The organism is Kribbella sp. NPDC043289 (genome assembly GCF_056436705.1).
Map to the genome: position 1 here is coordinate 32337 of NZ_JBWKCB010000008.1, position 23304 is coordinate 55640.

The window sequence follows — 23304 nt, forward strand, 5'->3', positions numbered from 1 at the left end:
CACGTGCCCGCGGACATCGGAGTAGACATGGAAGCCCAGTTCAAACTTCCGAACGGTGACACCCTGCACGTCATCGACACCGGCACCGTGGGCCGGAGCCTGGGCAAGATCCTCCAGCTCTTCCGCACCGGCGAGACCGAGCCGGTCTTCTTCGGCGACGAGCCACGCCCCGAGGGCGTCGTCATCACCTTCGACCAGTGGGCGGAGTACGAGCGCCTGAAGGAAGACGCCGAGTCCGACCGGAAGATGGAAGACCTCACCCGCGAACGCCTCGCGAACGCCCGCCCGGAGGACTATGTGCCGTACGACGACATGCTCCGGGAGTGGGGCCTCGACGAGCCCGAAGGTGGCGATGACAAACGGTGAAGTACCAGCTCACCGTTCACCCCGAGCTGCGCCAGGAGATCAACAGGCTGCACGCCGCCTGGAAGCAGGACCCGAACAGCGACGCCGGCCGCGAGTTCGTGGCCTTCCGGGACGCGATGGCGGCGCTCCGTGACGGTCGCGAGGGTGAGTACATCGGTAAGCAGCTGAGTTACGGCCCGTCGTCGCACGACCTGCGGGACGCGGCCGAGATCAAGGTCGACGTCTTCGACGAAGGAGGTACGGCGGAGCGCCCGCGTCCGTCGCACCGGTTGGTCTACCGGGAGTTCGAACCGCTGCCGAAGATCGAGAACGGCCGCGTGGTGCGGGACCCGAACGCACAGACAGGACGTGCTGCAATAGATCCTCCGCGACAGTCCGCCGGCCGGTACGGCGCCACCCCCGGCCGCCGCGCCCCAGGCAAACGTGAACCGGCCCTCGGGCCCCGGCCGCGCCCAGTCGAAGGAACGGTGAGCGTCATCCCGTCCTGACGACCGACGCTTTGGCGTGGGCGGACTGAAGCGTTTTGGTATGGCTCTCAACTGAATCCTGATTTGGCTGTATCAGGGGTCGTTCCCGGTGATCTGTATTGGGCGACAGGGGCTGTGCCGGGGTGAGGGGATGTCGGATGAGGGTTCTGGTCACTGGGGATCGGGGATATATCGGGGCCGTGATGGTGCCGTTCCTGCGGGGTGCCGGGCATCAGGTGGACGGGCTGGACACGGGGCTGTACGAGGGGTGCGACCTGCTGGGTGGGCCGGAGCCGATCGGTTCGCGGGCGCCGCGGGACATGCGGGACGTGACCGCGGCGGAACTGTCCGGGTACGACGCGGTGGTGTGTCTGGCGGCGTTGTCCAATGACCCGCTGGGAAACCTCGACAAGGCGGCGACGTACTCCGTCAACCTCGAAGGCACCCTGAACGTCGCCCGGGCCGCGAAGGACGCCGGCGTGCAGCGGTTCCTGTTCGCGTCCTCCTGCAGCCTGTACGGCGCGGCGGGGTCGGAGGCGGTCGGCGAGGACGCCGAGATGTTCCCGGTGACGCCGTACGGCGAGACGAAGGCGCTCGCCGAGCAGGAGCTCTCGAAACTCGCCGACGACAGCTTCAGCCCGACGTACCTGCGGAACGCGACCGCGTACGGCGCCTCGACCCGGCTGCGGCTCGACATCGTCGTCAACAACCTGACCGCGATCGCGCTGACGTCCGGCCAGGTTCGGCTGGAGAGCGACGGTACGCCGTGGCGCCCGCTGGTTCACATCGAGGACATCAGCCGCGCGTTCCTGACCGTGCTCACCTCGCCACGCGAGGTGATCCACGACGAGGCGTTCAACGTCGGCCGTTCCGAGGACGTGGTCCAGGTGCGCGACATCGCCGAGATGGTCCGCGAGGCGGTGCCCGGTTCGACGCTGTCGATCGCCGACGGCGCCGGCCCGGACCTGCGCAACTACAAGGTCGACTTCAGCAAGCTCAACGACACGTTCCCCGACCTCAAGCTGCAGTGGACGGTCCGCAAGGGCGTCGACGAGCTGTACGACGCCTACCGGCGGCACGGCCTCACGCTCGACGACTTCAACTCCGCGCAGTTCGTGCGGCTGCGCCGGATCCAGCAACTGCTCGGCGCGGGCCTGGTCGACGACCAGCTGCGCCGCCAGACCGACGCGCAGTTCCCGGGTCCGAAGGAGATGAACTGATGGCGGACGCACTGGCCTGCCGCATCTGTGGCGCCGAGCTGACCCAGACCTTCGTCGACCTCGGCATGTCGCCGCCGTGCGAGAGCTACCTGCGCGCGGACCAGCTCGACAGCGGTGAGACGTTCTACCCGCTGCACGTGCGGATCTGCGACAACTGCCTGCTGGTCCAGCTCCCGGCGTACGTCGCCGCGGACGACGTGTTCAGCGACTACCTCTACTTCTCGTCGTACTCGACCAGCTGGGTGGAGCACGCCCGCCGGTTCGTCGTCGACATGCAGGAGCGTCTCGATCTCGGCGCGGAGAGCCTGATCGTCGAGGCCGCGAGCAACGACGGCTACCTGCTGCAGCACGCGACGGCGCTCGGCATCCCGGTGCTCGGCATCGAGCCGGCCGGGAACATCGCCGAGATCGCCAACCAGAAGGGCATCCGGACCGAGAGCTACTTCCTCGGCGAGGAGACCGGCAAGGACGCCGCCAGCCGGCACGGCAAGGCGGACCTTGTCGTCGGCAACAACGTGTTCGCGCACGTTCCGGACATCGTCGACTTCGCGAAGGGCCTGCGGGCGCTGGTGAAGGACGACGGTCTGGTGTCGCTGGAGTTCCCGCACCTGCTGCGGCTGATCGAGCGTCGCCAGTACGACACGATCTACCACGAGCACTACCAGTACCTGACGCTGAAGACCGCGGCGCTCGCGCTGGAGAAGGCCGGTCTGAAGGTCGTCGACGTCCAGGAGCTGGCCAGTCACGGCGGATCGTTGCGCCTGTTCAGCACGCCGGTCGAGACGGCCGGCGAGCCGACCGAGCTCGTCGGCAAGGTGCTGCAGGACGAGCGGGACGCCGGCCTGCACACGGTCGAGGGCCACCTGGGATTCGCCGACGAGGTCTTCACGATCAAGTCGGATCTGCTCGAGTTCCTGGTTCAGGTCCGCCGCGACGGCAAGTCGGTCGCCGGGTACGGCGCTCCCGGCAAGGGCAACACGCTGCTGAACCACTGCGGCATCCGCGAGGACCTGCTGCCGTACACGGTGGACCGCAGCCCGCACAAGCACGGGATGTTCCTGCCCGGCACGCACATCCCGATCTTCGCCCCGGAGCGCCTCGCCGAGACGCGCCCCGACTACATCGTGATCCTGCCGTGGAACCTGCGCGCGGAGATCGTCCACCAGCTCGGCTACGCACGGGAGTGGGGCGCGAAGTTCGTCGTACCCATCCCGAAGCTCGAAGTGATCTGACAGGCCAGGGGGGTCTCAAAGATGAAGGTCGTGATCTTCTGCGGGGGGTTCGGGCTGCGGATGCGCAGCGGGGTGGACTCCGCGCCGAAACCGATGATGACGATCGGCGACCGGCCGGTCCTGTGGCACGTGATGCGGTACTACGCGCATTTCGGGCACACCGAGTTCATTCTGTGTCTGGGCTTCGGCGGGTCCGCGGTGAAGGAGTACTTCCTGCGCTACGAGGAGACGGTCTCCAACGACTTCGTGATGACGAAGGGCGGGCAGCGGATCGAGCTGCTCGACTCCGACATCAGCGAGTGGAAGATCACCTTCGTCGACACCGGGATCGACACCAGCATCGGTGAGCGGCTGCGCCGGATCCGCCCGTATCTGGAGGACGACGACGCGTTCCTGGCGAACTACGGCGACGTACTGACCGACGCGCCGATGGACAAGATCGTCGACCACGTGATGACCAGCGACATCACCGCCAGCCTGCTCGCGGTCCCGCCGCAGGCGTCGTTCCACGTGGTCGAGTTCGGCACCGACTCGCGGATCACCGGGCTGCGGTCGGCGGCCGACCTGAACGTGTGGATCAACGGCGGGTACTTCGTGATCAAGAAGGACATCTTCGACGTCCTGCACGAGGACGAGGACCTGGTCGGGGACGCGTTCCCGCGGCTGGCCGCGATGAGCAAGCTGGAGGCGATCCCGCACCACGGGTTCTGGGCGCCGATGGACACGCTGAAGGAACGCAGCCAGCTCGAGGAGCTGTACCGATCCGGGAAGAAGCCGTGGGCGTTGTGGAGCCACGAGGCCCGCGACCAGCAGAGCAAGGTGCTGGACAAGGCACCTTTGGGTACCAGCTCCGACCCGATCGTGGTGGCGATCTGATGCTGCCGTTCGAGCTCGGCCTGATCGACGGGCCGGTCCATCTGGTGGCGGTCGGCGCGCATCCGGACGACATCGAGATCGGCTGCGGCGGCACGCTGCTGAAGCTGGCCGAGTCGGTGCCGGAGCTGTCCGCCGAGTTCGTGATCGCGACCGGTACGCCGCATCGCCACGAGGAGGCGCGCCGCGCGGCGGAGTTGTTCCTGCCCGACTGCGACGTGACTGTGACGACGGCCGAGCTGCCGGACGGTCGGCTGCCGGCGTTCTGGAACGAGACCAAGGAGTTGCTCGAGGCAACGGCTCGCGGCGCGCTGTCCGACGGGGGCCGGCAGCCCGACCTGGTGCTGGCGCCGAGCCGCACCGACGCGCACCAGGACCACCGGCTGATCGCCGAGCTGGCGCCGACGGTGTGGCGTGACCACCTGGTCCTGCACTACGAGATCCCGAAGTGGGACGGCGACGTCAGCCGGCCGTGGCTGTACGTCGAACTGTCCGAGGAGCAGTTGCGGGACAAGATCGCCCTGCTGCACAAGGCGTACCCGTCCCAGGTCCCGCACGACTGGTTCGACGAAGAGGTGTTCGCCGGACTGGCCCGGATCCGCGGCATGGAGTGCCGGGCCCGTTACGCCGAAGCTTTCACCACGGCCAAAGCAACGTTGACATGGTGAGCGAGGGGGAGGCCGTGGTCTTTACGTGTCGTGGGTGCGGCGGCGAGGACGTCGTACCCGTGGTGGATCTGGGGGCGCAGCCGTGCGCCGACTACTTTCCGGACAAAGACGCACCGGGCCCTGATCCGCGCTGGCCGCTGGAGCTGTGGCTGTGCCGGAACTGCACGCTGGTCCAACTCGGTCCGGTCGAGGCGCAGGTGGCCGAGGAGCCGCTGGCCGTGGAGTCGGCGACCAGCCGCGCGCACGCGGAGACCTCGGTCAAGGAGATCCTCACCGACTACCCGGAGCTGAACGGCGGTGTGGTGTTCGAGTTCGGCAGCCCGCACGGCGGTTCCTGGCTCGACCACTTGTACGCCGCCGGCGCCCGCCTTGCCGGTGCGGACGAGAAGGCCGACCTGGTCGTCGACGTCCACGGCATCGTGCACGAGCCGCAGTACGGCGAGAGCCTGAAGCTGCGCGCGGACCGGCTCGCGCCGGGCGGTCTGCTGGTGATGGAGTTCCACCACCTGCTGCCGCTGTTCGTGGGCAACCAGTTCGACACCATCCGGCACGGCCACTGGGCGTACGTGTCACTGCGCGCGCTGCGGAACGTCGCCGCCCTGCACGGCCTGGCCGTCGAGTCGGTCAGGCAGGTGGACATGTTCGGCGGCAGTCTGATGGTGATGCTCCGGCACACCGCGGACGCGAAGCCGGACGGGTCGATCGCTGTACTGCTTGAGGACGAGGATGCGGCAGGCATCGCTGACGAGGTACAGCTCGGCAGTCTGCAGGAAGCGGCGTGGCATGCCGCCGGCGCGCTGCACGACGAGCTGGCCCGCCACAAGGCCGCCGGCCGGACAGTGCTCGGGTACGGCGCTCCGTCGAAGGCGCCGGTGCTCCTCGACCTCAGCAAGGTGTCGACCGACCTGCTGCCGTTCACCGTCGACATGGCCCCAGGCAAGCACGGCCGCCGGATCCCCGGCGGCTGCATGGTGCCGATCCGTCCGATCGCGGAGCTGAAGGCGGCGCGGCCGGACATCGTTCTTGTTCTCACCTGGGACATCGCCGACGAGGTGATCGCCCAACTCGAATCCGACGGCGGCTGGGGTACGTCGTACCTCGTCCCGCTCCCCGAACCGCATGAGAGGGAAAGGCGGGAGGCATGATGAAGGCTCGTCTGGCGTCGCTGGCCGGCAAGGCACGGACCGCGATCGCGCAGGTGCAGGTGGCCCATCGACTGAGGTGGCGGGTCACCTCGCGCGAGGCGTTGTTCACGCAGGTGTACGAGTCGGCCGGGTGGGCCAGCGACGAGTCGGGCTCCGGTACCGGTTCCGAGCTGCGCGCCACCGTCGACATCCGGGAGAAGTTGCCCGACCTGCTGAAGCGCCTGCGCGCCGATTCGTTGCTCGATGCACCGTGTGGCGACCTGAACTGGATGCGGCGGATCGAGCTCCCGGTCCGGAAGTACTACGGCGTGGACATCGTGCCGAGCGTGATCGCCGGGAACGAGCGGCAGTTCGGCGACCGGCGCCGGCAGTTCCAGGTCGCCGACCTGACGCGTGCTGAGCTGCCGCGGGCGGACGTGGTCTTGTGCCGGGACTGTCTCGTGCACGTCTCCTTCGAGGACGCGGCGCGAATGCTGGAGAACTTCCGCGCCACCGGTGCGAACTGGCTGCTGGTCAACACCTATCCGGAGATCCAGCACAACCGGAACCAGTTCACCGGGCGGAACTGGCGGCGGCTGAACCTCCGCCTGCCACCCTTCGACTTCCCGGAGCCGGTGGAGTCCTTCGCCGACGGCGGTGACGTCGACCCAAGCCGGCTCGGGCTCTGGAAGCTCCAGGAACTCCCCGCTGTGAGTGAATCGAGGTCCTGACCATGCGTGGTGTCCTCCGACGGCTCACCTGGGGACTGGCCGACCAGGCCGTGACCAGCCTGGTCAGCTTCGTCGTGGGCAGCGTGGTCGCCCGGTCGCTCGGCGCGCTGGAGTTCGGCGCGTTCAGCCTGGCCTGGGTGACGTACGGCGTCGTGGTCAACATCTCGCGGGGCCTCGCGACCGATCCGCTCGCGGTGCGCTTCAGCGGTGTCGAGCGCCCGGCCTGGCGGACCGCGGTCGCGAAGTCGTCCGGGATGGCGATCGTGGTCGGCGTACTGACCGGGGTGATCTGTGCGATCGTCGGACTGGCGCTCGGCGGTGGGACCGGATCCGCGTTCGTTGCCCTGGGCGTCGTATTGCCGGGCCTGATGCTGCAGGACAGCTGGCGGTTCGCGTTCTTCGCCTCCGGCCAGGGCGGCAAGGCCTTCGTCAGTGACATCACCTGGGCAGCAGCGCTGGTTCCGTTGCTGTACCTCGCTGCGCGCGATCCGAGCGTGAGCAGGTTCGTGCTGGCCTGGGGTGGCGCGGGGGTCTTCGCCGCGCTGGTCAGCGGGTTCCAGGCCGGCGTCCTGCCGCGGGTGACGCAAGCGATCCACTGGCTGCGTGACCATCACGATCTCAGTCTGCGGTACCTGACCGAGAACGTGACGCTGAGCGGCGCGTACCAGCTGCGGATGTACGGTCTCGGCGCGTTCGCCGGTGTCGCCGCCGTCGGTACGGTGCGCGGCGCCGAGATGCTGCTCGGTCCGTTCTTCATCGTGCTGTCCGGCGTCGGCCTGGTCGCCGTACCGGAAGCGGCCCGGGTACTGCGGCGCTCGGTGCGGGCGTTGCCGATCTTCTGCCTGCTGCTCGGTGGGGCGCAGGCGGTCGCCGCGCTGGCGTGGGGTCTGCTGCTGTTGTTCGTGCTGCCGGACAAGTGGGGGCACGCGCTGCTCGGCGAGGTCTGGCTGACCGCGTCCGCGCTGGTGCTGCCGGCCACCCTGTCGGTGGCCTGGGCCGGGTTCAACACCGGCGCGGCGGCGGGGCTGCGGGCGCTCGGGATCGCGCGGCGCAGCCTGAAGGCGCAATTGTGCGCGTCCTCGTTCTACCTGGTCCTCGGCGTCACCGGCGGGGCCATCGGCGGAGCGCTCGGATCGGCCTGGGGCGCCGCGTGTGCGACGTTCTTGGCCTCGTTCGTCTGGTGGTTCACGCTGCGCGTCGGGATCCGCGAGCGCAAACATCTGGAAGCAGAGCTCGACACGGTGCAGGAGATGCCGGAAATGAGGAGCACATGAACGCTGGACCGCGGCTGACCGTCGGACTCCCGGTGTACAACGGCGAGAAGTACCTCGCGGAGTCCCTGGACGCCTTGCTGGGGCAGAGCTACGGCGACTACCGGCTGATCATCTCCGACAACGCCTCGACCGACGCCACGGAAGAGATCTGCCGGGAGTACCAGCGCACCGACCCGCGGATCGAGTACTTCCGCCAGCCGGTGAACATCGGCGCCACCCCGAACCACAACTGGTGTTTCGAGCACTCCGACACCGAGCTGTTCAAGTGGGCGTCGTACGACGACCTGTACGGCAAGGAACTGTTGGGACGCTGCATCGAGGCGCTCGACGCGGACCCGTACCTGGTCCTCGCGCACGCCTACCAGGCCATCATCGACGGCAACGGCGACATCGTGCTCGAGGTCGACTACCCGCTCGACACCGCGAACCCGCACGCACCGGACCGGTTCCGCAGCCTGCTGTTCGACGTCGGCGGTGACGACTTCTACGGCGTGATGCGGTCGGACATCCTGCGCCGCACGCCGCTGAACGGCAGCTACCACCACTCGGACCGCACGATCATGGCCGAGCTGGCGCTGTACGGACGGTTCCACCAAGTGCCCGAGCTGCTGTTCTTCCGCCGCGACCACCCGGACCGCGCCGAGCGGGCGAAGCCGACGATCCGTTCCCGGTCCGCGAACATGGAGCCGCGCCGGGCGAGCCGACTGAAGCATCCGACGGTCCGGCTGGTCACCGAGTACGTGAACGGTTTCGTCGGCGGCATCCGCCGGGCTCCGCTCTCGTCGTCGGACCGCCGGGAGTGCTACGGCCACCTGGCGCGCTGGATGGCCAGTCGTGCGGTCCGCCGGTCCAGCGGCCGGATCGAGGACAGCTTGCCGGCCACGCCGCCGACCAGGATCCCGGACAGTTCAGGTGTGGTTCGGCAGCAGGAGGTCTCGCACGAATGAGCGTCTCAGGTGCGTCACCGCGGGTGGCGTTCTTCGGTCTCTTGGGCTCCGGGAACCTCGGCAACCACGGATCCTTCGACGCGATGCTGGCCTACGTCCGCAGCCGGCACCCGGAAGCAGGGATCAGCTGCATCTGCGCCGGTCCGGAGGAGATCGAGCGCCAGTACGGCATCCCGTCGGCCGCGATCACCTGGTTCCAGGAGCACGGCCCGGGCCGGTCCCGGATCGAGACGGTGGTCCGGAAGACCTTCGGCAAGGTGGCCGACCTCGGCCGGATGCCGCGCCTGGTCCGCAAGTACGACGTGATCATCGTGCCCGGCATGGGGGTCCTCGAGACCACGATGGAGGTCCGCCCGTGGGGCTGGCCGTACGCGTTGTTCCTGATGGTGCTGTGTGCCCGCCTGGCCGGGGTACGGACCGCGTTCGTCAACGTCGGCGCGAACGTCGCGCGGGAGCGGTCGCTGAGCTGGCTGTACACCTCGGCGGCGCGACTGGCGTCGTACCGCTCGTACCGGGACGAGTACTCGCGGGACGCGATGCGGGCGATGGGTCTGGACACCAGCCGGGACCAGGTCTACCCGGACCTCGCGTTCGCGCTGCCGAGACCACCGGTGCCGGAGTCTGACCCGGAATCTCAGCAGGCGTCGCCGCGCACCGTCGGTCTGGGCGTGATGGCGTACCGCGGCACCAACGCCGATCGGGACCGGGCCGACGACATCTACGCGACGTACACCGCCAAGATCATCGAATTCGCCCGCTGGCTCGTCGACGCGGGGTACCGGATCCGCCTCGTCACCGGGGATCCGAGCGACCAGGCAGTCGTCGACGCCGTGTACGACGACCTGCGCAAGAGCCGGCCCGAGCTGGTCGACGAACGGTTCTTCAACGAGCCGGCCGAGACGCTCGGCGGACTGCTGGAGCAACTGGCCGGCGTCGACATCGTCGTGGCGTCGCGGTACCACAACGTGGTCTCGGCGTTGATGCTGTCGAAGCCGACGATCTCGATCAGCTACGGGATCAAGAGCGACTCGTTGATGGAGGACATGCGGCTCGCTGAGTTCCGGCAGCCGATCCAGGGTCTCGACGTGGCCAGGCTGATCGACCAGTTCCGTGCGCTCGAGTCCCGGACGGCGAGCGTCGTCCCGGCGATGCAGGCCCGGAACGCCGAGTACGTCGCGGCACTCGAGGCGCAGTACGACGTCCTCTCCGCGGCGTTGTTCGGGGAGGCGTCGCGCGTCGCGGTCAGCACCGAACGGGGGGAGTAGATGGACGTCATCGACGTACCGAGGATCGCGGGGGCGCTGCTGTTCAGGCCGGCGCCGCACCGCGACGAGCGCGGGTTCTTCTCGCGCACGTTCGACCGGGACATCGTTCTGGCCGCCGGGCTGGACCCGGACGCGTTCGTGCAGGACAGCATCTCCCGCTCGCGGCGCGGCGTGGTGCGCGGGATGCACATCCGCGCCGGCGCGGGCGAGGCCAAGCTGGTGCGGTGCTCGTACGGCGCGGTGTTCGATGTCGTGATCGACCTGCGCCCGGAGTCACCGACGTACCGCAACCGGGAGGTCTTCGACCTGACCGGCGACAACCAGGTCACCGTCTACGTGCCGGCCGGCTGCGCGCACGGGTTCCAGGCGCTCACCGAACCGGCGGACGTGTCCTACCGGATCGACCGTGCCCACGACCCGTCCGAGGACGTGTCGATCCGGTACGACGACCCGGACCTGGACATCCCGTGGCCGTTGCCCGTCACGCTGATGTCCGAGCGTGACAAGGCCGCTCCATCACTCGCGCTGGCGACTGCGAGGCTGACATGACCAAGGCATTCACCAAGCCGTTCACGAAGTCGTTCACCCGGTCCACCGAGGCGAACAAGCGGCTGCACGACCTGATCCCGGGCGGCGCGCACACCTACGCCAAGGGCGAGGACCAGTACCCGTACGAGATGGCGCCGGTGATCTCGCACGGCGACGGCGCGCACGTCTGGGACGTGGACGGCAACGAGTACATCGAGTACGGCTCCGGTCTGCGCGCGGTCAGTCTCGGCCACCGGCACCCGAAGGTGGTCGAGGCGGTCCGGCGGGAGATCGACCGGGGCAACAACTTCGTCCGCCCGAGCATCGTCGAACTGGAGGCGGCCGAGCGATTCCTCGCCGCGGTGCCGACCGCCGAGATGGTGAAGTTCGCGAAGAACGGTTCGGACGCCACCACCGCCGCGGTCAAGCTGGCCCGCGCGGTCACCGGCCGCCCGCTGATCGCGTTGTGCTCCGACCACGCGTTCTTCTCGATCGACGACTGGTTCATCGCCCGCACCGCGATGAACGCCGGCATCCCCGAGGAGATCGGCGGGCTCACCGTCGGCTTCCCGTACGGCGATCTCGCCGCGACCGAGGAACTGCTGGTCCGGAACGAGGGCCAGATCGCCTGCCTGATCCTCGAGGCCGCGACCCAGCACGACCCGCCGGCCGGTTACCTCGAGGGCCTCCGCGACCTCGCCCACCGGTACGGCGCGCTGCTGATCTTCGACGAGATGATCACCGGCTTCCGCTTCTCCGCCGCCGGCGCCCAGGGCCTGTACGGCGTGGCGCCCGACCTCTCCACCTTCGGCAAGGCGCTCGGCAACGGCTTCTCGGTGTCGGCCCTGGCCGGCAAGCGCGAGTACATGGAACGCGGCGGCCTGCGGGACGGCAACGAGCGGGTGTTCCTGCTGTCCACGACGCACGGCGCCGAGACGCATGCTCTCGCGGCGGCGATCGCGGTGCTCGACGTCTACGCCGAGGAGGACATCTCGGCGCGGCTGCACGAGCGCGGCGAGCGACTGGCCAAGGGCGTGCGCGAGGTGGCCGTGGCGGCGGGCGTTCAGGACCACGTTCTCGTCCGTGGCCGGGCGAGCAACCTGGTCTTCGCCACGCTCGACGAGCAGCTCCAGCCGTCGCAGCCGTACCGGACGCTGTTCCTTCGCGAGTTGATTCTCGGCGGGGTCATCGGTCCGTCCTTCGTGGTCAGTAGCGCGCTGACCGACGAGGACATCAACAGGACTGTCGACGTCGTCGCCGGGGCGTGCGCCGTCTACCGCCAGGCGCTCGACGCGGGCGGTCCGACACCGTGGCTGGGCGGCCGTCCCGTCAAGCCGGTGTTCCGCCGCTACATCTGAGACGTCGTGGCCGGGGGGCCACGCCCGCCGAGGTACCGACCGAGGCGGAAAGATCCAAGAGAACCGGGGACGTGAGTCCCCGGTTCTGTGAGGGGGTCAAATGCATTCCATCCATGTCGACGCCGACTTCAGCGACGACGAACGGCGACAGAAGCTCTACGAGGGCGATCTGTTCGTCTACTCACCACGGCCGTCTACCGTGGCACTCACCGAATTCGCCGGCGAGATGGCTCGCCAGGCATTCGCACCGCTGGACCCGGAGACCGCGCAGTTCGACATGGCGGTGGAGGACTACGCGAAACTGCTCGCCGAGCTGAAGCCCGCGTTCATCCACCACCCGGAGTCGAAGCGGCTGATCCAGGAGATGCTCGTCGACTTCGGCTGCGACCCGGACGAGGTGTACTTCGACGTGCCGCGGATGCGCAGCTCGACGTCGAACGACTACCTGACCAGTGGGATCGCGTTCGCGTTCCACCCGCATCGGGACACCTGGTACTCCGCGCCGTACGTGCAGCTCAACTGGTGGCTGCCGATCTTCGCGATCAGCGACGAGAACGGGCTGGCCTTCCACCCGAAGTACTGGCAGACGCCGGTCCGGAACAGTTCGCGGGTCTACAACTACGCGGAGTGGAACGCGACCAGCCGGAAGATCGCGGCCAGCCAGATCGGCAAGGACACCCGGGTGCAGCCGGTGCCCGAGGAGGAAGTCGAGCTGGTGCCGCAGATCCGGCCGATCTGCAAGCCGGGCGGCGTCATCCTGTTCTCCGGCGCGCAGCTGCACTCCAGTGTTCCGAACGCGTCGGGGCGGACCCGCTTCAGCATCGACCTTCGGACGGTGCACCTTGGTGACGCACTGGCCGGCCGGGCCGCTCCGAACATCGACTCGGAGTGCACCGGCACGACCATGGGCGACTACCTGCGGGTCAGCGACCTGAAGAACGTCCCCGAAGAGGTCATCGCAGCATTCGACAGCCCGGCGGTCCTCGCCTGAGTCACGGCCGACGGGCAGCCCCGCCGGCTGCCCATCGGTCGACCAGCAAGGCGATCGCCGGTACGACGATCAGCGCGCAACCTACCCCGCCGACGGTGTCGGTGGGGTAGTGCGCTGTCAGGGAGACCTGCGACCAGGCCATCAGGATTCCGGCGGCGAGAGTGGCTGCCAGCACGATGGTCGTACCGAGCGCCAGGCTTGTCCGGAGCAGGTCGGCGAGCAGCAGGCCGAGTACCAGACCGATGGCCGCGAAGGCCGCGGCGTGCCCGCTCGGGTAGGAGAGGAAACCGTCATGGATGCGGCGATCGACGATGTACTTCAGGCCAGTCGTCAAGACAGCGACCACCAGCGAGGCGATCACCGCTGTGATGGCGAGTGCGCGTCGCCGGGCGAGTAGGCAGACGGCGGCGACCGCCAGGATCACCAGGATGCGGCCGCGTGGTTCACCCAGCCAGTCGAGGGCGACCGCCAGCTGGTGTGCCGCCGGCGATCGGTCGGTGGCCAGGGACTGCAGCCGGCCGTCGATCCGGCTCGGTCGAGTGCTGCCGGCGTAGACCAGCGCGGGAACAGTTACCAGAACGAGTCCGAGCACGATCAGGGGCACCATCGACCGTCGGACCGAGGTCACGACGGCAGGTCGAAACCCTGCCCACACAGGAAGATCGCCGGCTGTGTTCATCCACCCCCCACCCCACGCAAATTCTATCCAAAGGGTGCCGGGCGGTCGGGCAGTGACGCCGGACGCGTAGTAATCTGCGGTGACTGCTCGCCGAAGCGTGGGTGAACAGGTCATACTGCAGGTTCCGATGGACACGGTCCGTGGCTGTCCGGTCGCAGGAGGGAACGGAAACCGCTGTGAGCGGAGCAGAAGCGCCGGACGCTGTGGACAGCCGGCGGCCGCTGTGGGTCGTGCCGCACGAGGTTCCAGCGATCGTTCCGTTGCCGTCCCGATGGACCGAGCCGCGGTGGGTCGGGGTGTACCGATGGGCCGCTGTCGGCGGGGACCTGCTGGCCGCGATGCTCGGGGTGTCGGTCGCACTGCTGACCCGGTTCGGGTACCACGTCGGCTCCAGCTATCTCGTGGTGAGCAGCCTGCTGCCGCCGGCCTGGGTGGCCGTGGTGGCGTTGTCGAAGGGCTACGACTCGCGGTACTTCGGCACCGGCCCGGACGAGTTCCGGTCGCTGTTGCGTTCGGGGGTCGGACTGACGGCCGCCGTGGCGATGACGTCGTACGTGACCAAGACCGAGATCGCCCGCGGCTTCGTGGTGCTGGCGATCCCCGTGCTGGTGCTGTCCGCGCTGTTGCTGCGGTACGCGTTGCGGAAGGACCTGCACCGGCATCGGGTCCGAGGTCGCTGTATGCACAGGGTTCTCGTGGTCGGACGTAGCGGTCCGGCCGCAACTTTGTGTGAGCACCTGGAGAGCCGTCCGACCGACGGCTTCCGGGTGGTCGCGACGTGCCGTCCGCGCGCCGACAGCGACGGGCCGCTGCAGCCGGAGGAGCTCGACGAGTCGGACATCCTGGCCGCGGCCGACCGGCACGCGGTCGAGGTGGTCGCGATCGCGACCGATCCGGAGCTGGCCGGCCATCTGCTTCGCCGACTGTCGTGGGCGCTGGAGCAGCGCGGCATCGAGCTGATCGTCTCACCGGGCATCATCGAGGTGGCCGGCCCGCGGATCTCCGTCCGCCCGGTCGCGGGTCTGTCGCTGCTGCACCTGGAGCGGCCGTCGGTGAGCGGCGGCCCGCACCTGATGAAGGCCGTCTTCGACCGGATCGTTGCCCTCGGCTTCGTTGCCCTGCTGGCCCCGCTGCTGATCGGGCTTGCCCTTGCGGTGAAGGTCTCCAGCCCCGGTCCGGTGCTGTTCCGGCAGCAGCGCGTCGGCCGTGGGGGCGTCGAGTTCACGATGCTGAAGATCCGCAGTATGTACACCGACGCCGAGCAGCGGCTCAGCGATCTGTATGCGTTGAGCGACGGCAACGGCGTGATCTTCAAGATGCGCAACGACCCGCGGATGACGCCGCTCGGCCGGTGGATCCGCCGGTTCTCCCTCGACGAGCTGCCGCAGCTGTTCAACGTGCTGCGCGGCGACATGTCGCTGGTCGGTCCGCGCCCGCCGCTGGCCGAGGAGGTCGCGCTGTACGCCGCCGACGACTCGCGCCGGATGCTGGTGAAGCCCGGGATGACCGGCCTGTGGCAGGTCAGCGGCCGCAGTGACCTGTCCTGGGACGAGTCGGTCCGGCTCGACCTGCGGTACGTCGACAACTGGTCGATGACCCTTGATCTGCTGATCCTCTGGAAGACCGTGCGCGCGGTGATCTACGGCGCGGGAGCGTACTGATGACAACCCAGCCCGACCTTCATGCACCGGTGTACGTCGCCGGCCACCGCGGCCTCGTCGGCTCGGCGATCTGGCGTCGCCTGGACGCTGCCGGGTACACGCACCTGATCGGCGCCTCGTCCGGTGAGCTCGACCTGCGGGACCGGGAGGCGACCTTCGCGTTCCTCCGTGAGCACCGCCCGGTCACCGTGATCGACGCCGCGGCGCGGGTCGGCGGGATCCTGGCGAACCGGGACCACCCGACCGAGTTCCTCAGCGACAACCTGCGGATCCAGGTGAACCTGATGGACGCCGCGCTCGAGGTCCGGACGCCGCGGCTGCTGTTCCTCGGGTCGTCGTGCATCTACCCGAAGTACGCCGAGCAGCCGATCCGCGAGTCAAGCCTGCTGACCGGTGAGCTGGAGCCGACCAATGACGCGTACGCGATCGCGAAGATCGCCGGCATCATGCAGGTCCAGGCGGTCCGCCGGCAGTACGGGCTGCGCTGGATCTCGGCGATGCCGACCAACCTCTACGGGCCGAACGACAACTTCGACCCGGTCACGTCGCACGTGCTGCCGGCGATGATCCGCCGCTTCCACGAGGCCAAGGCGACCGGTGCGGACGAGGTCGTGCTGTGGGGGAGCGGTACGCCGCGGCGCGAGTTCCTGCACGTCGACGACCTCGCGGACGCCAGCTTGCACCTGCTCGAGTACTACGACGCTCCCGAGCCGATCAACGTCGGTGTCGGCGCGGACGTGACGATCCGGGAACTGGCCGAGCTGGTCGCCCGTACCGTCGGCTACACCGGTGCCCTGAGCAACGATCTGTCGAAGCCGGACGGCACCCCGCGCAAGCTGCTCGACGTGAGCCGGCTGCAGTCGCTGGGCTGGAAGCCGTCGATCTCCCTCGAAGACGGCGTGGCCGCCACCTACGCCTGGTACCAGGAGAATGTCGCGTGAAGAAGGCGTTCGTCACCGGGATCACCGGGCAGGACGGGTCGTACCTGGCCGAGCTGCTGCTGTCCAAGGGCTACGAGGTGCACGGCCTGATCCGCCGCGCCAGCACCTTCAACACCAAGCGGATCGACCATCTGTACGAGGACCCGCACGCGCAGGACAAGCGGCTGTTCCTGCACTACGGCGACCTGACCGACGGCTCGCGACTCGTCACGCTGCTGGCGTCGATCCAGCCCGCCGAGGTCTACCACCTGGCCGCGCAGAGTCACGTCCGGGTCAGCTTCGACGAGCCGGAGTACACCGGTGACACCACCGGCATGGGTACGACGCGGTTGCTCGAGGCGATCCGGATGATCGGGCTGGACTGCCGCTTCTACCAGGCGTCCTCGTCGGAGATGTTCGGCGCGACCCCACCACCGCAGAACGAGGACACCCCGTTCTACCCGCGCTCGCCGTACGGAGCCGCGAAGCTCTACGGCTACTGGATGACGCGGAACTACCGCGAGGCGTACGACATGTTCGCGGTGAACGGCATCCTGTTCAACCACGAGTCCCCGCGGCGGGGTGAGACGTTCGTGACGCGGAAGATCACCCGCGCGGTCGCCGCGATCAAGACCGGTCGCCAGGACCGCTTGTACCTGGGAAACCTGGACGCCTGCCGCGACTGGGGCTACGCGCCGGAGTACGTCGAGGGCATGTGGCGAATGCTGCAGCACGACACCCCCGCCGACTACGTGATCGCGACCGGTACGTCGTACTCGGTCCGTGACTTCGTCGCACTGGCCTTCGCACATGTGGGCCTGGACTGGGAGCAGTACGTCGACTACGACCAGCGCTACGAGCGTCCGACCGAGGTCGACTCGCTGATCGGCGACGCGACCAAGGCGGCCGTCGACCTCGGCTGGAAGGCGCAGGTGCACGTGCCCGAACTGGTTCGGATCATGGTCGACGCCGACCTCGCCGCGCTGCGCACCGAAACGGAGGATTGATGACCGACACTCAGGCCCGGACCACTGCCTGGACGACGGATCAGCGAGTCGATGTACTCGGAATTCATGTCAGCGTGACGAATCTGGACGCGACCGTGGCGACGTTCGCCCGGTGGATCGAGCAGGACGAGCAGCAGCTGGTCTGCGTGTCGGACATGAACGCGCTGCTGCACGCCCGCGCCGACGAGCGGCTGACCGAGGTCTACAACACGTCCGGGCTGACCGTCCCGGACGGAATGCCGCTGGTGTGGGCCGGGAAGAAGACCGGGTTCGAGCAGATGGACCGGGTCGCCGGACCCGACCTGCTCGAGCGGGTGCTGGCCGAGTCGGCGGAGAACGGCTGGACGCAGTACTTCTACGGCGGCGCCGACGGGGTGGCCGAGGAGCTCCGCGAGCGGTTCCAGGAGCGGCACCCGGCGTTGAAGGTCGTGGGTGTCGAGTGCCCGCCGTACCGGGAGCTGACCGACGCCGAGGACGCCGAGACGGTGGCCCGGATGAACGAGGCCCGGCCGGACATCATCTGGGTCGGGCTCGGCGCGCCGAAGCAGGAGCGCTGGATGGCCGAGCACCGCGACCGGCTGAACGCGACGATCCTGGTCGGCGTCGGCGCCGCGTTCGACTTCCACACCGGCCGGCTGGACCGCGCGCCGCTGTGGATGCAGCGTTCCGGGCTGGAGTGGAGCTACCGGCTGTACAAGGAGCCGAAGCGGCTCTGGCGGCGCTACCTGCTCGGGATCCCGCGTTTCCTGGTGGGCATTTTCCGGCACCCGCCGCGACCACTCTAGAGTGAGCCGGTGAGATTCCGGCGGCCGAAACTACGTCGGCTGGCCGGTCCGGCCGGTCGCGCGGGCTGGGGTTTGGCCGATCAGGCGCTGTCGAGTCTCAGCAATCTCGCGGTCGGCGTCGTCGTCGCGCGGTCCAGTACGGTCGCCGACTTCGGCGTCTACGCGCTGGCCTTCGGCGGCTACACGATCGCCCTGAACGTGTCGCGGGCGGTCTCCACCGAGCCGCTCGCCGTACGGCACTCCGGTGATCGCACGCCGGACTGGCAGCGCGCGGTCCGGGCGAGTACGGCGACCGCGTTGCTGTGCGGTCTGCTCGCGATGCTGGTTGGCCTGGCGATCGCGGCCTTCCCCGGCGTCCCGTCGCGCGGAGTGCTGATCGCGTTCGCGGTGACGATGCCGGGACTGTTGCTGCAGGACGCCTGGCGCTGGGCGTTCTTCGTCGTCGGTGAGGGAACGAAGGCCTTCGTCAACGACCTGATCTGGTTGCTCGCGATGCTGGCGATCTTCGGCGGCCTTTACCTCACCGGTACGACGTCCGCGTTCAGCCTCACGTTCGGGTGGGGACTGGGCGCGGTGATCGCCGCGATCGCGGGCCGGTTCCAGGCCGGCGTGGCGCCCCGCCGCCAGCTGATCCGCGAATGGGTACGGCGGAACTGGGACCTGAGCCCGAAGTACGTGGGGGAGATGCTCGCGGTCTCCGGCACCATCCAGGTCTACATGCTCGGCATCACCGCGGCCGCCGGCCTGGTGGCGACCGCGGGGATCCGCGGCGCCCAGGTGCTGCTCGGCCCGGTGAACGTGCTGAACCAGGGGATCCGGATGATCTCGGTCCCCGAAGCCGCCCGGGCGCTGAAGCATTCGTACCGGCGGCTGTGGCTCGTGGGTCTCGCCATTTCGTTCGGCGTCGGAGCCGGCGCGCTGGCGTGGGGCGCGATCTTCCTGTTGCTACCTGCCGTTGTGGGCCGGGAACTGCTCGGCCCGGGCGTCTGGGCGCAGGCGCACACCGTGCTGATCCCGGTCATCCTGTTGCAGGCCTTGGGCGCCTCGAACGCGGGTGCGTTCGCGATCCTGCGCGCCCTCACCGCCGCGACCCGCGGTCTGCGCGTCCGGCTGATCTCATCCGCCGTCCTGATCACCTGCGGGATCGGCGGCGCCTTCCTCTGGGGCCCGAAGGGCGCGGCGTGGGGGCTGGCCGGAGCGTCGTTCGCCACTCTGCTCCTGTGGTGGAACGAAGCCCACCGGGCCATCGCCGCCCATCGCCGCGCCGCTGCCGCGGCTTAGGGGATCTTCACGCTCGCATTGGCGCTCTTGATGATGTTGCGGCCGTCGTGCACCTCGACGTGGTACGTGTATGTCGAGCCACGGGCCAGGCCGCGGTCCATCACCTGGTAGGTCTTCCGCGCCTGCCAGAAGTACGACACGTTGACGGCCGACCCGACGTTCAGCGACCCGCGGAACACGTTGTAGGTCAGCGACAGGTTGTCCAGGTCGTACACGTCGTTGTAGCTCACGTAAACCCGACCGGCCGAGGTCGCGACGAGCGTCGGAGCCTTCGGTACGGCGGGCGCCGCACCACCCGCGGCGTTCGTGAACCGGGCGATCCCCACCTGGGGCTTGCCGTTGACGTTCAGGAAGTCACCGCCGACCCACAGGTCGGAGTCGGTACCGGCCATTGCCAGCGGACCGACCTTCGTGGTGCTCTTCGGGTTCGCGTCGGTGTTCGGGAACCACGGTCCGAGGTTGCCGTTGATCGCGCTCTCCACCAGCAGGTAATGCGTGCCGGTGCCGTCCGGGAAACCGTTCGGGGACGAGCTGCAGTTGTGCGCGTGCGAGCCCTTGTAGAGCCAGTTGCCGATCGCCTTGATCGCCTCGGTGGCGCCCAGGCAGGTGTTCTTCCACAGCAGCTTGCCGGTCGACACCTGCGCCGCCAGTACGCCGTCGTAGCAGCCGGAACCGTCACCGCCGTTGGACACGAACACCTTGTCGCCGAGCGTGTCGATGTCCTTCACGCGGGTGGTGCAGGTCGCGGTCGGCTTCGGGATCGAGGCGGCGGCCGGGAAGTCGTAGGCCGCGCCGGTGGTGGTGTTCAGCATCGCCAGCGAGTAGTGGTCCTTGCCGCCGATGGTGCTGAACGGACCGCCGACGAAGACCCGGCTGCCGTTGTCGGCGACGTCCACGGCGTACACGTCGGAGTTGGCGTTCGGGTTCCACGGCAGCAGGTCGCCCTGGAGCAGCCGGACCGCGCCGAGCCGGTTGCGGACCGCGCCGTCGATCTTGCCGAAGGCGCCGCCGATGTACACGGTGCTGCCGGAGATCGCGAGCGCCTTGACGCGGGCCGCGACCACCGGGTCCCAGGCCGCCACCAGCTTGCCGGTGGCGGTGCTGAACATCGCGATCTTGCTGCGCCGGACGCCGTTCACCACGGTGAAGTCACCGCCGATCACCACCCACTTCCCGTCCGGGCTGGTGGCGATCGCGTACACCGGACCGTTCACGGTCGGCGCGAACGAGGTCGGAGCGCCGGTGGTGCGGTCGAAGGCCGCGACGTAGCTGCGCAGCGTCTCCGGCGCCTGGCCCGACAACTTGCCCGGCTGGCGGAGTCTGGTGAACAGACCGCCGGCGTACACGGTGTTACCCGCGATGGCCAGCGCGTTCACGCTGTTGTTGGTCTGCCACGACGTCTGCTTGATGGCGGATACGGCGGAGGCGAAGCCCGGTGTCGCCGCCTGCACAGGCGGTCCCGACGGAATCAACGCCGCGGCCAGGACGGCCGCGCCGGTGACAAGGGCCAGCACTAACTTCTTCATTTGTGTCCTTCGACAGGCGGGGTCCAACAGCGCGTGCCTCATCACGCACCAGCGGCGGACGATACCGGTGCAGGAGGCCCACTGGAAGCGGGCCTCCGGACCGCGTTATGACTTTGTGCCAGAACTCCCAGAGAGACGGCTTTTCACTTGGCCGCGTAGTGAGACTGGACCTGCACCGGGGTGAGTGCGTACGGGTAAACCGCAGCCTCGTCGATGCCCATCCCGGTCTGGGTGGCTCCGCCGCCGGGCCACGAGTTCGTCAGGTCGTAGCCGACGCGCCACCAGCCGTAGTACACCGACGCCGGACCCACGAGGGCGCTGCCCGAGAGCACGCCGTCGACGTACAGCTTCATCGTGCCGTTGTCGTAGGTGCCGGCCACGTGGTGCCACTGGCCGTCGTTCTTGCCGGATGGGCTGGTCAGGGTGCGCTGCGAGCCGTCGTTCACGCCGAAGACGATCGAGCCGTTCGTGCGCATGTAGAGCATCCGGTCACCGCCACCGCCGCTGTTGGTGGTCTTCGAGTTGCCGAAGCCGATGATCCGGCCGCCGCGGTTGAAGCCGCTCTGCTTGACCCAGGCCTCGACGGTGAACTGCTGCGGCATGCTGTACGCCTTCTCGCCCACCATCCGCCCGCTGGACGAGCTGATCGTCATCGAGCTGTTGCCGGCGATCGCACCGGCAGCACCCAGCGTCACGCCGGTGAAGGTCCCGTTGTTGCTCTGCCCGGACGAGTCGACCGAGGTCGTCGTACCGACTGCCTCACCGAGCCGCCAGTACGCCTGCGGACCGTCGGAGTTCACGAGCTGGTCGTACGCCGTCGACGCGGCCGAGGCGACCGTGAGCGGGTCCGAGTAGTTGCCGCGGATCGTCGTACTGCCGTCGGTGACCTCGACGCGGTAGTTCGTCACCTCGCCCGGCGTCACGTCGGTGTCGGTGTAGTGCAGCCAGGGCCGGTCCCACGGCGTCGACTTGGCGGTCCAGGTCGCGATGGTGGTGTTGCTGAAGCCCTTGAGTAGCCGGTACGTCAGCGTGCTGTCGTCGTTGTCGACCACGGTCGGGAAGTGGATCTGGACGACGCCGGGCTGGACGCTGTACGGCAGCAGCTTGGCCGGCTTGGCCGGGGCCGCACCTGGAGTGGCGTTGGTGAAGTGGGTCAGGCCCTGCTGGGCGGTGCCGTTCACGTTCAGGAAGTCGCCGCCGACCCACAGGTCGTTGCCGCCGGTCGCGAACGCCAGCGGTCCGACGTTGGTGACGCTGTTCGGGTCGGCGTCGGTGTTCGGGAACCACGGGCCGAGCGTGCCGTCGCTGATCTTCTCGGACAGCAGGAAGCGGTAGCCAAAGCCCTGCGGGAATCCGCCGGCGCCCTGGTTCGCGCAGTCGTGGGCGTGCGAGCCCTTGTAGAGCCAGCCGTTCACGACCTTGACCGCCTCGGTCGCGCCGAGGCACTGGTTCTTCCACTTCAGCGTGTTGGTCGCGATGTCGGCCGCCCAGGTGCCGTCGAAGCACCCGCCGCCGTCACCACCGTTGCCGAAGTACACGGTGTCGCCGCTGGCGTCGATCGTCTTCACCCGCGTCGTGCAGGACCCGTTCGGCGGCGGTACGGCGGAGGCGCCCGGGAACGGGAGGACGGCCCCGGTCACCGGGTCGAGGCTGGACACGGTGTTCTGGTTGGTGCCGTTGACGGTGCTGAACTGACCACCGGCGTACACCTTGGAGGCGTCGTCGGCGGCGTCCACCGCGTATACGTCGCCGTTCACCGACGGGGCCCAGGGCAACAGGGCGCCGGTGTCGGTGGTGACCGCGGCGAGCCGGTCGCGGGTCAGGTTGTTCACCAGGCCGAACGAGCCGCCGAAGTACACCGTCGTACCGGAGACGGCGATGGTCTTGACGCGGTAGGAGACCGAGGGCTTCCAGTTCGCCACGAGCGCGCCGGTGGCGGTATCGAAGGCCGCGATCCGGTTGCGGGTCTGGCCGTTGACCGTGGTGAAGTCACCGCCGACGAAGATCCGGGAGCCGTCCGCGGAGGCGGCGACCGCGTAAACCTGACCGTTCAGCACCGGGTTGAACGTGGTGACCAGAGCGCCGGTGCTCGCGTCGAAGGCGGCCAGGTACGCCTGGCCGACCTCACCGGTCCCGGCTGCGGCGCCCGGTGGCCTGACGCTGGTGAACCGGCCCCCGGCGTACGCCGTACCGTCGGCGACCGCGATGCCCTGGACGCTCGAGTTGGTCTGCCAGCTCGAGCCGGCGGCCGCGGAGAGCGAGGCCTCGACGCTCTGCGCCGCCGGTGCCAGCGTCACGACCAGCGCGCCGGCGAGTAGCGAGCCCGCAATCCCCAGTCGCGCGAACAGGCGTGCGGACAGGCGTGTCTTCGTCATGTAGCGATGTCCCCCCTTGGACATGG

General features: G+C 68.7%; 22 protein-coding genes. 19 read left to right on the forward strand and 3 right to left on the reverse strand.

The annotated features are described in order from the left end of the window. Positions 1–27: 27 nt before the first annotated feature. The 14 genes from AC0662_RS35200 (at position 28) to AC0662_RS35265 (ending at position 13044) form a co-directional block, all read left to right on the forward strand. Positions 28–366: a hypothetical protein gene (locus AC0662_RS35200; RefSeq protein WP_452203485.1), complete on the forward strand. Its 339-nt coding sequence runs from the start codon at positions 28–30 to the stop codon at positions 364–366. After that, entirely contained in the window at positions 363–854 is a 492-nt protein-coding gene (locus AC0662_RS35205; RefSeq protein ID WP_478306119.1) for a hypothetical protein, read from the forward strand. Before AC0662_RS35200 ends, AC0662_RS35205 begins: the two co-directional genes overlap by 4 nt. Positions 855–991: 137 nt before the next feature. Continuing rightward, a complete protein-coding gene (locus AC0662_RS35210; RefSeq protein ID WP_452203483.1) occupies positions 992–2053 on the forward strand; it encodes an NAD-dependent epimerase/dehydratase family protein in 1062 nt (353 codons plus the stop codon). Then, a complete protein-coding gene (locus tag AC0662_RS35215) occupies positions 2053–3285 on the forward strand; it encodes a class I SAM-dependent methyltransferase (protein WP_478306121.1) in 1233 nt (410 codons plus the stop codon). Before AC0662_RS35210 ends, AC0662_RS35215 begins: the two co-directional genes overlap by 1 nt. A 21-nt stretch (positions 3286–3306) precedes the next feature. Beyond that, on the forward strand, positions 3307–4161 hold the full coding sequence (locus AC0662_RS35220; RefSeq protein WP_452203481.1) for a glycosyltransferase family protein: 855 nt from the start codon (positions 3307–3309) through the stop codon (positions 4159–4161). Then, positions 4161–4826 (forward strand): PIG-L deacetylase family protein, encoded by a 666-nt coding sequence (locus AC0662_RS35225; RefSeq protein WP_478306123.1) that lies wholly within the window; start codon positions 4161–4163, stop codon positions 4824–4826. The genes AC0662_RS35220 and AC0662_RS35225 overlap by 1 nt, the downstream gene beginning before the upstream one ends. After that, positions 4820–5971, forward strand: a complete 1152-nt coding sequence (locus tag AC0662_RS35230; RefSeq protein WP_478306125.1) for a class I SAM-dependent methyltransferase — start codon at positions 4820–4822, stop codon at positions 5969–5971. The genes AC0662_RS35225 and AC0662_RS35230 overlap by 7 nt, the downstream gene beginning before the upstream one ends. Then, on the forward strand, positions 5968–6681 hold the full coding sequence (locus AC0662_RS35235) for a class I SAM-dependent methyltransferase (RefSeq protein WP_452203478.1): 714 nt from the start codon (positions 5968–5970) through the stop codon (positions 6679–6681). The genes AC0662_RS35230 and AC0662_RS35235 overlap by 4 nt, the downstream gene beginning before the upstream one ends. A gap of 2 nt (positions 6682–6683) precedes the next feature. Then, on the forward strand, positions 6684–7955 hold the full coding sequence (locus AC0662_RS35240) for an MATE family efflux transporter (protein WP_452203477.1): 1272 nt from the start codon (positions 6684–6686) through the stop codon (positions 7953–7955). Then, a complete protein-coding gene (locus AC0662_RS35245; RefSeq protein WP_452203476.1) occupies positions 7952–8902 on the forward strand; it encodes a glycosyltransferase family 2 protein in 951 nt (316 codons plus the stop codon). The genes AC0662_RS35240 and AC0662_RS35245 overlap by 4 nt, the downstream gene beginning before the upstream one ends. Then, a complete protein-coding gene (locus AC0662_RS35250) occupies positions 8899–10167 on the forward strand; it encodes a polysaccharide pyruvyl transferase family protein (RefSeq protein WP_452203475.1) in 1269 nt (422 codons plus the stop codon). The genes AC0662_RS35245 and AC0662_RS35250 overlap by 4 nt, the downstream gene beginning before the upstream one ends. Beyond that, positions 10168–10716, forward strand: coding sequence for a dTDP-4-dehydrorhamnose 3,5-epimerase family protein (locus AC0662_RS35255; protein WP_452203474.1), 549 nt, complete (start codon positions 10168–10170; stop codon positions 10714–10716). Further along, positions 10713–12053 carry a glutamate-1-semialdehyde 2,1-aminomutase gene (locus tag AC0662_RS35260; protein ID WP_452203473.1) on the forward strand — a complete coding sequence of 447 codons (1341 nt, stop codon included), beginning with the start codon at positions 10713–10715 and terminating at the stop codon, positions 12051–12053. The genes AC0662_RS35255 and AC0662_RS35260 overlap by 4 nt, the downstream gene beginning before the upstream one ends. A gap of 100 nt (positions 12054–12153) precedes the next feature. Further along, on the forward strand, positions 12154–13044 hold the full coding sequence (locus tag AC0662_RS35265; protein ID WP_452203472.1) for a phytanoyl-CoA dioxygenase family protein: 891 nt from the start codon (positions 12154–12156) through the stop codon (positions 13042–13044). Position 13045: 1 nt separating this feature from the next. Here the strand turns inward: AC0662_RS35265 and AC0662_RS35270 are convergent, their stop codons facing one another. Continuing rightward, on the reverse strand, positions 13046–13672 hold the full coding sequence (locus tag AC0662_RS35270) for a phosphatase PAP2 family protein (RefSeq protein WP_478306129.1): 627 nt from the start codon (positions 13670–13672) through the stop codon (positions 13046–13048). 227 nt (positions 13673–13899) lie between these two features. Here AC0662_RS35270 and AC0662_RS35275 point away from each other — a divergent pair, with 227 nt between their 5' ends. From AC0662_RS35275 to AC0662_RS35295, 5 genes are read left to right on the forward strand one after another with little or no spacing between them, the layout of a single operon-like run. Then, positions 13900–15384, forward strand: coding sequence for a sugar transferase (locus tag AC0662_RS35275; RefSeq protein WP_452203470.1), 1485 nt, complete (start codon positions 13900–13902; stop codon positions 15382–15384). Next, on the forward strand, positions 15384–16325 hold the full coding sequence (locus AC0662_RS35280; RefSeq protein WP_452203469.1) for a GDP-L-fucose synthase family protein: 942 nt from the start codon (positions 15384–15386) through the stop codon (positions 16323–16325). The genes AC0662_RS35275 and AC0662_RS35280 overlap by 1 nt, the downstream gene beginning before the upstream one ends. Next, positions 16322–17311 (forward strand): GDP-mannose 4,6-dehydratase, encoded by a 990-nt coding sequence (gmd, locus tag AC0662_RS35285; RefSeq protein WP_452203468.1) that lies wholly within the window; start codon positions 16322–16324, stop codon positions 17309–17311. The genes AC0662_RS35280 and gmd overlap by 4 nt, the downstream gene beginning before the upstream one ends. Further along, complete coding sequence (locus tag AC0662_RS35290) at positions 17311–18096, forward strand: WecB/TagA/CpsF family glycosyltransferase (protein ID WP_478306131.1); 786 nt, start codon at positions 17311–17313, stop codon at positions 18094–18096. Before gmd ends, AC0662_RS35290 begins: the two co-directional genes overlap by 1 nt. A gap of 9 nt (positions 18097–18105) precedes the next feature. Beyond that, entirely contained in the window at positions 18106–19377 is a 1272-nt protein-coding gene (locus AC0662_RS35295; RefSeq protein WP_452203466.1) for an MATE family efflux transporter, read from the forward strand. Here the strand turns inward: AC0662_RS35295 and AC0662_RS35300 are convergent. Then, on the reverse strand, positions 19374–20903 hold the full coding sequence (locus tag AC0662_RS35300; protein WP_452203465.1) for a WD40 repeat domain-containing protein: 1530 nt from the start codon (positions 20901–20903) through the stop codon (positions 19374–19376). The genes AC0662_RS35295 and AC0662_RS35300 overlap by 4 nt on opposite strands. Before the next feature lie 143 nt (positions 20904–21046). Then, positions 21047–23278, reverse strand: a complete 2232-nt coding sequence (locus AC0662_RS35305; RefSeq protein ID WP_478306133.1) for a LamG-like jellyroll fold domain-containing protein — start codon at positions 23276–23278, stop codon at positions 21047–21049. Positions 23279–23304 lie beyond the last annotated feature (26 nt).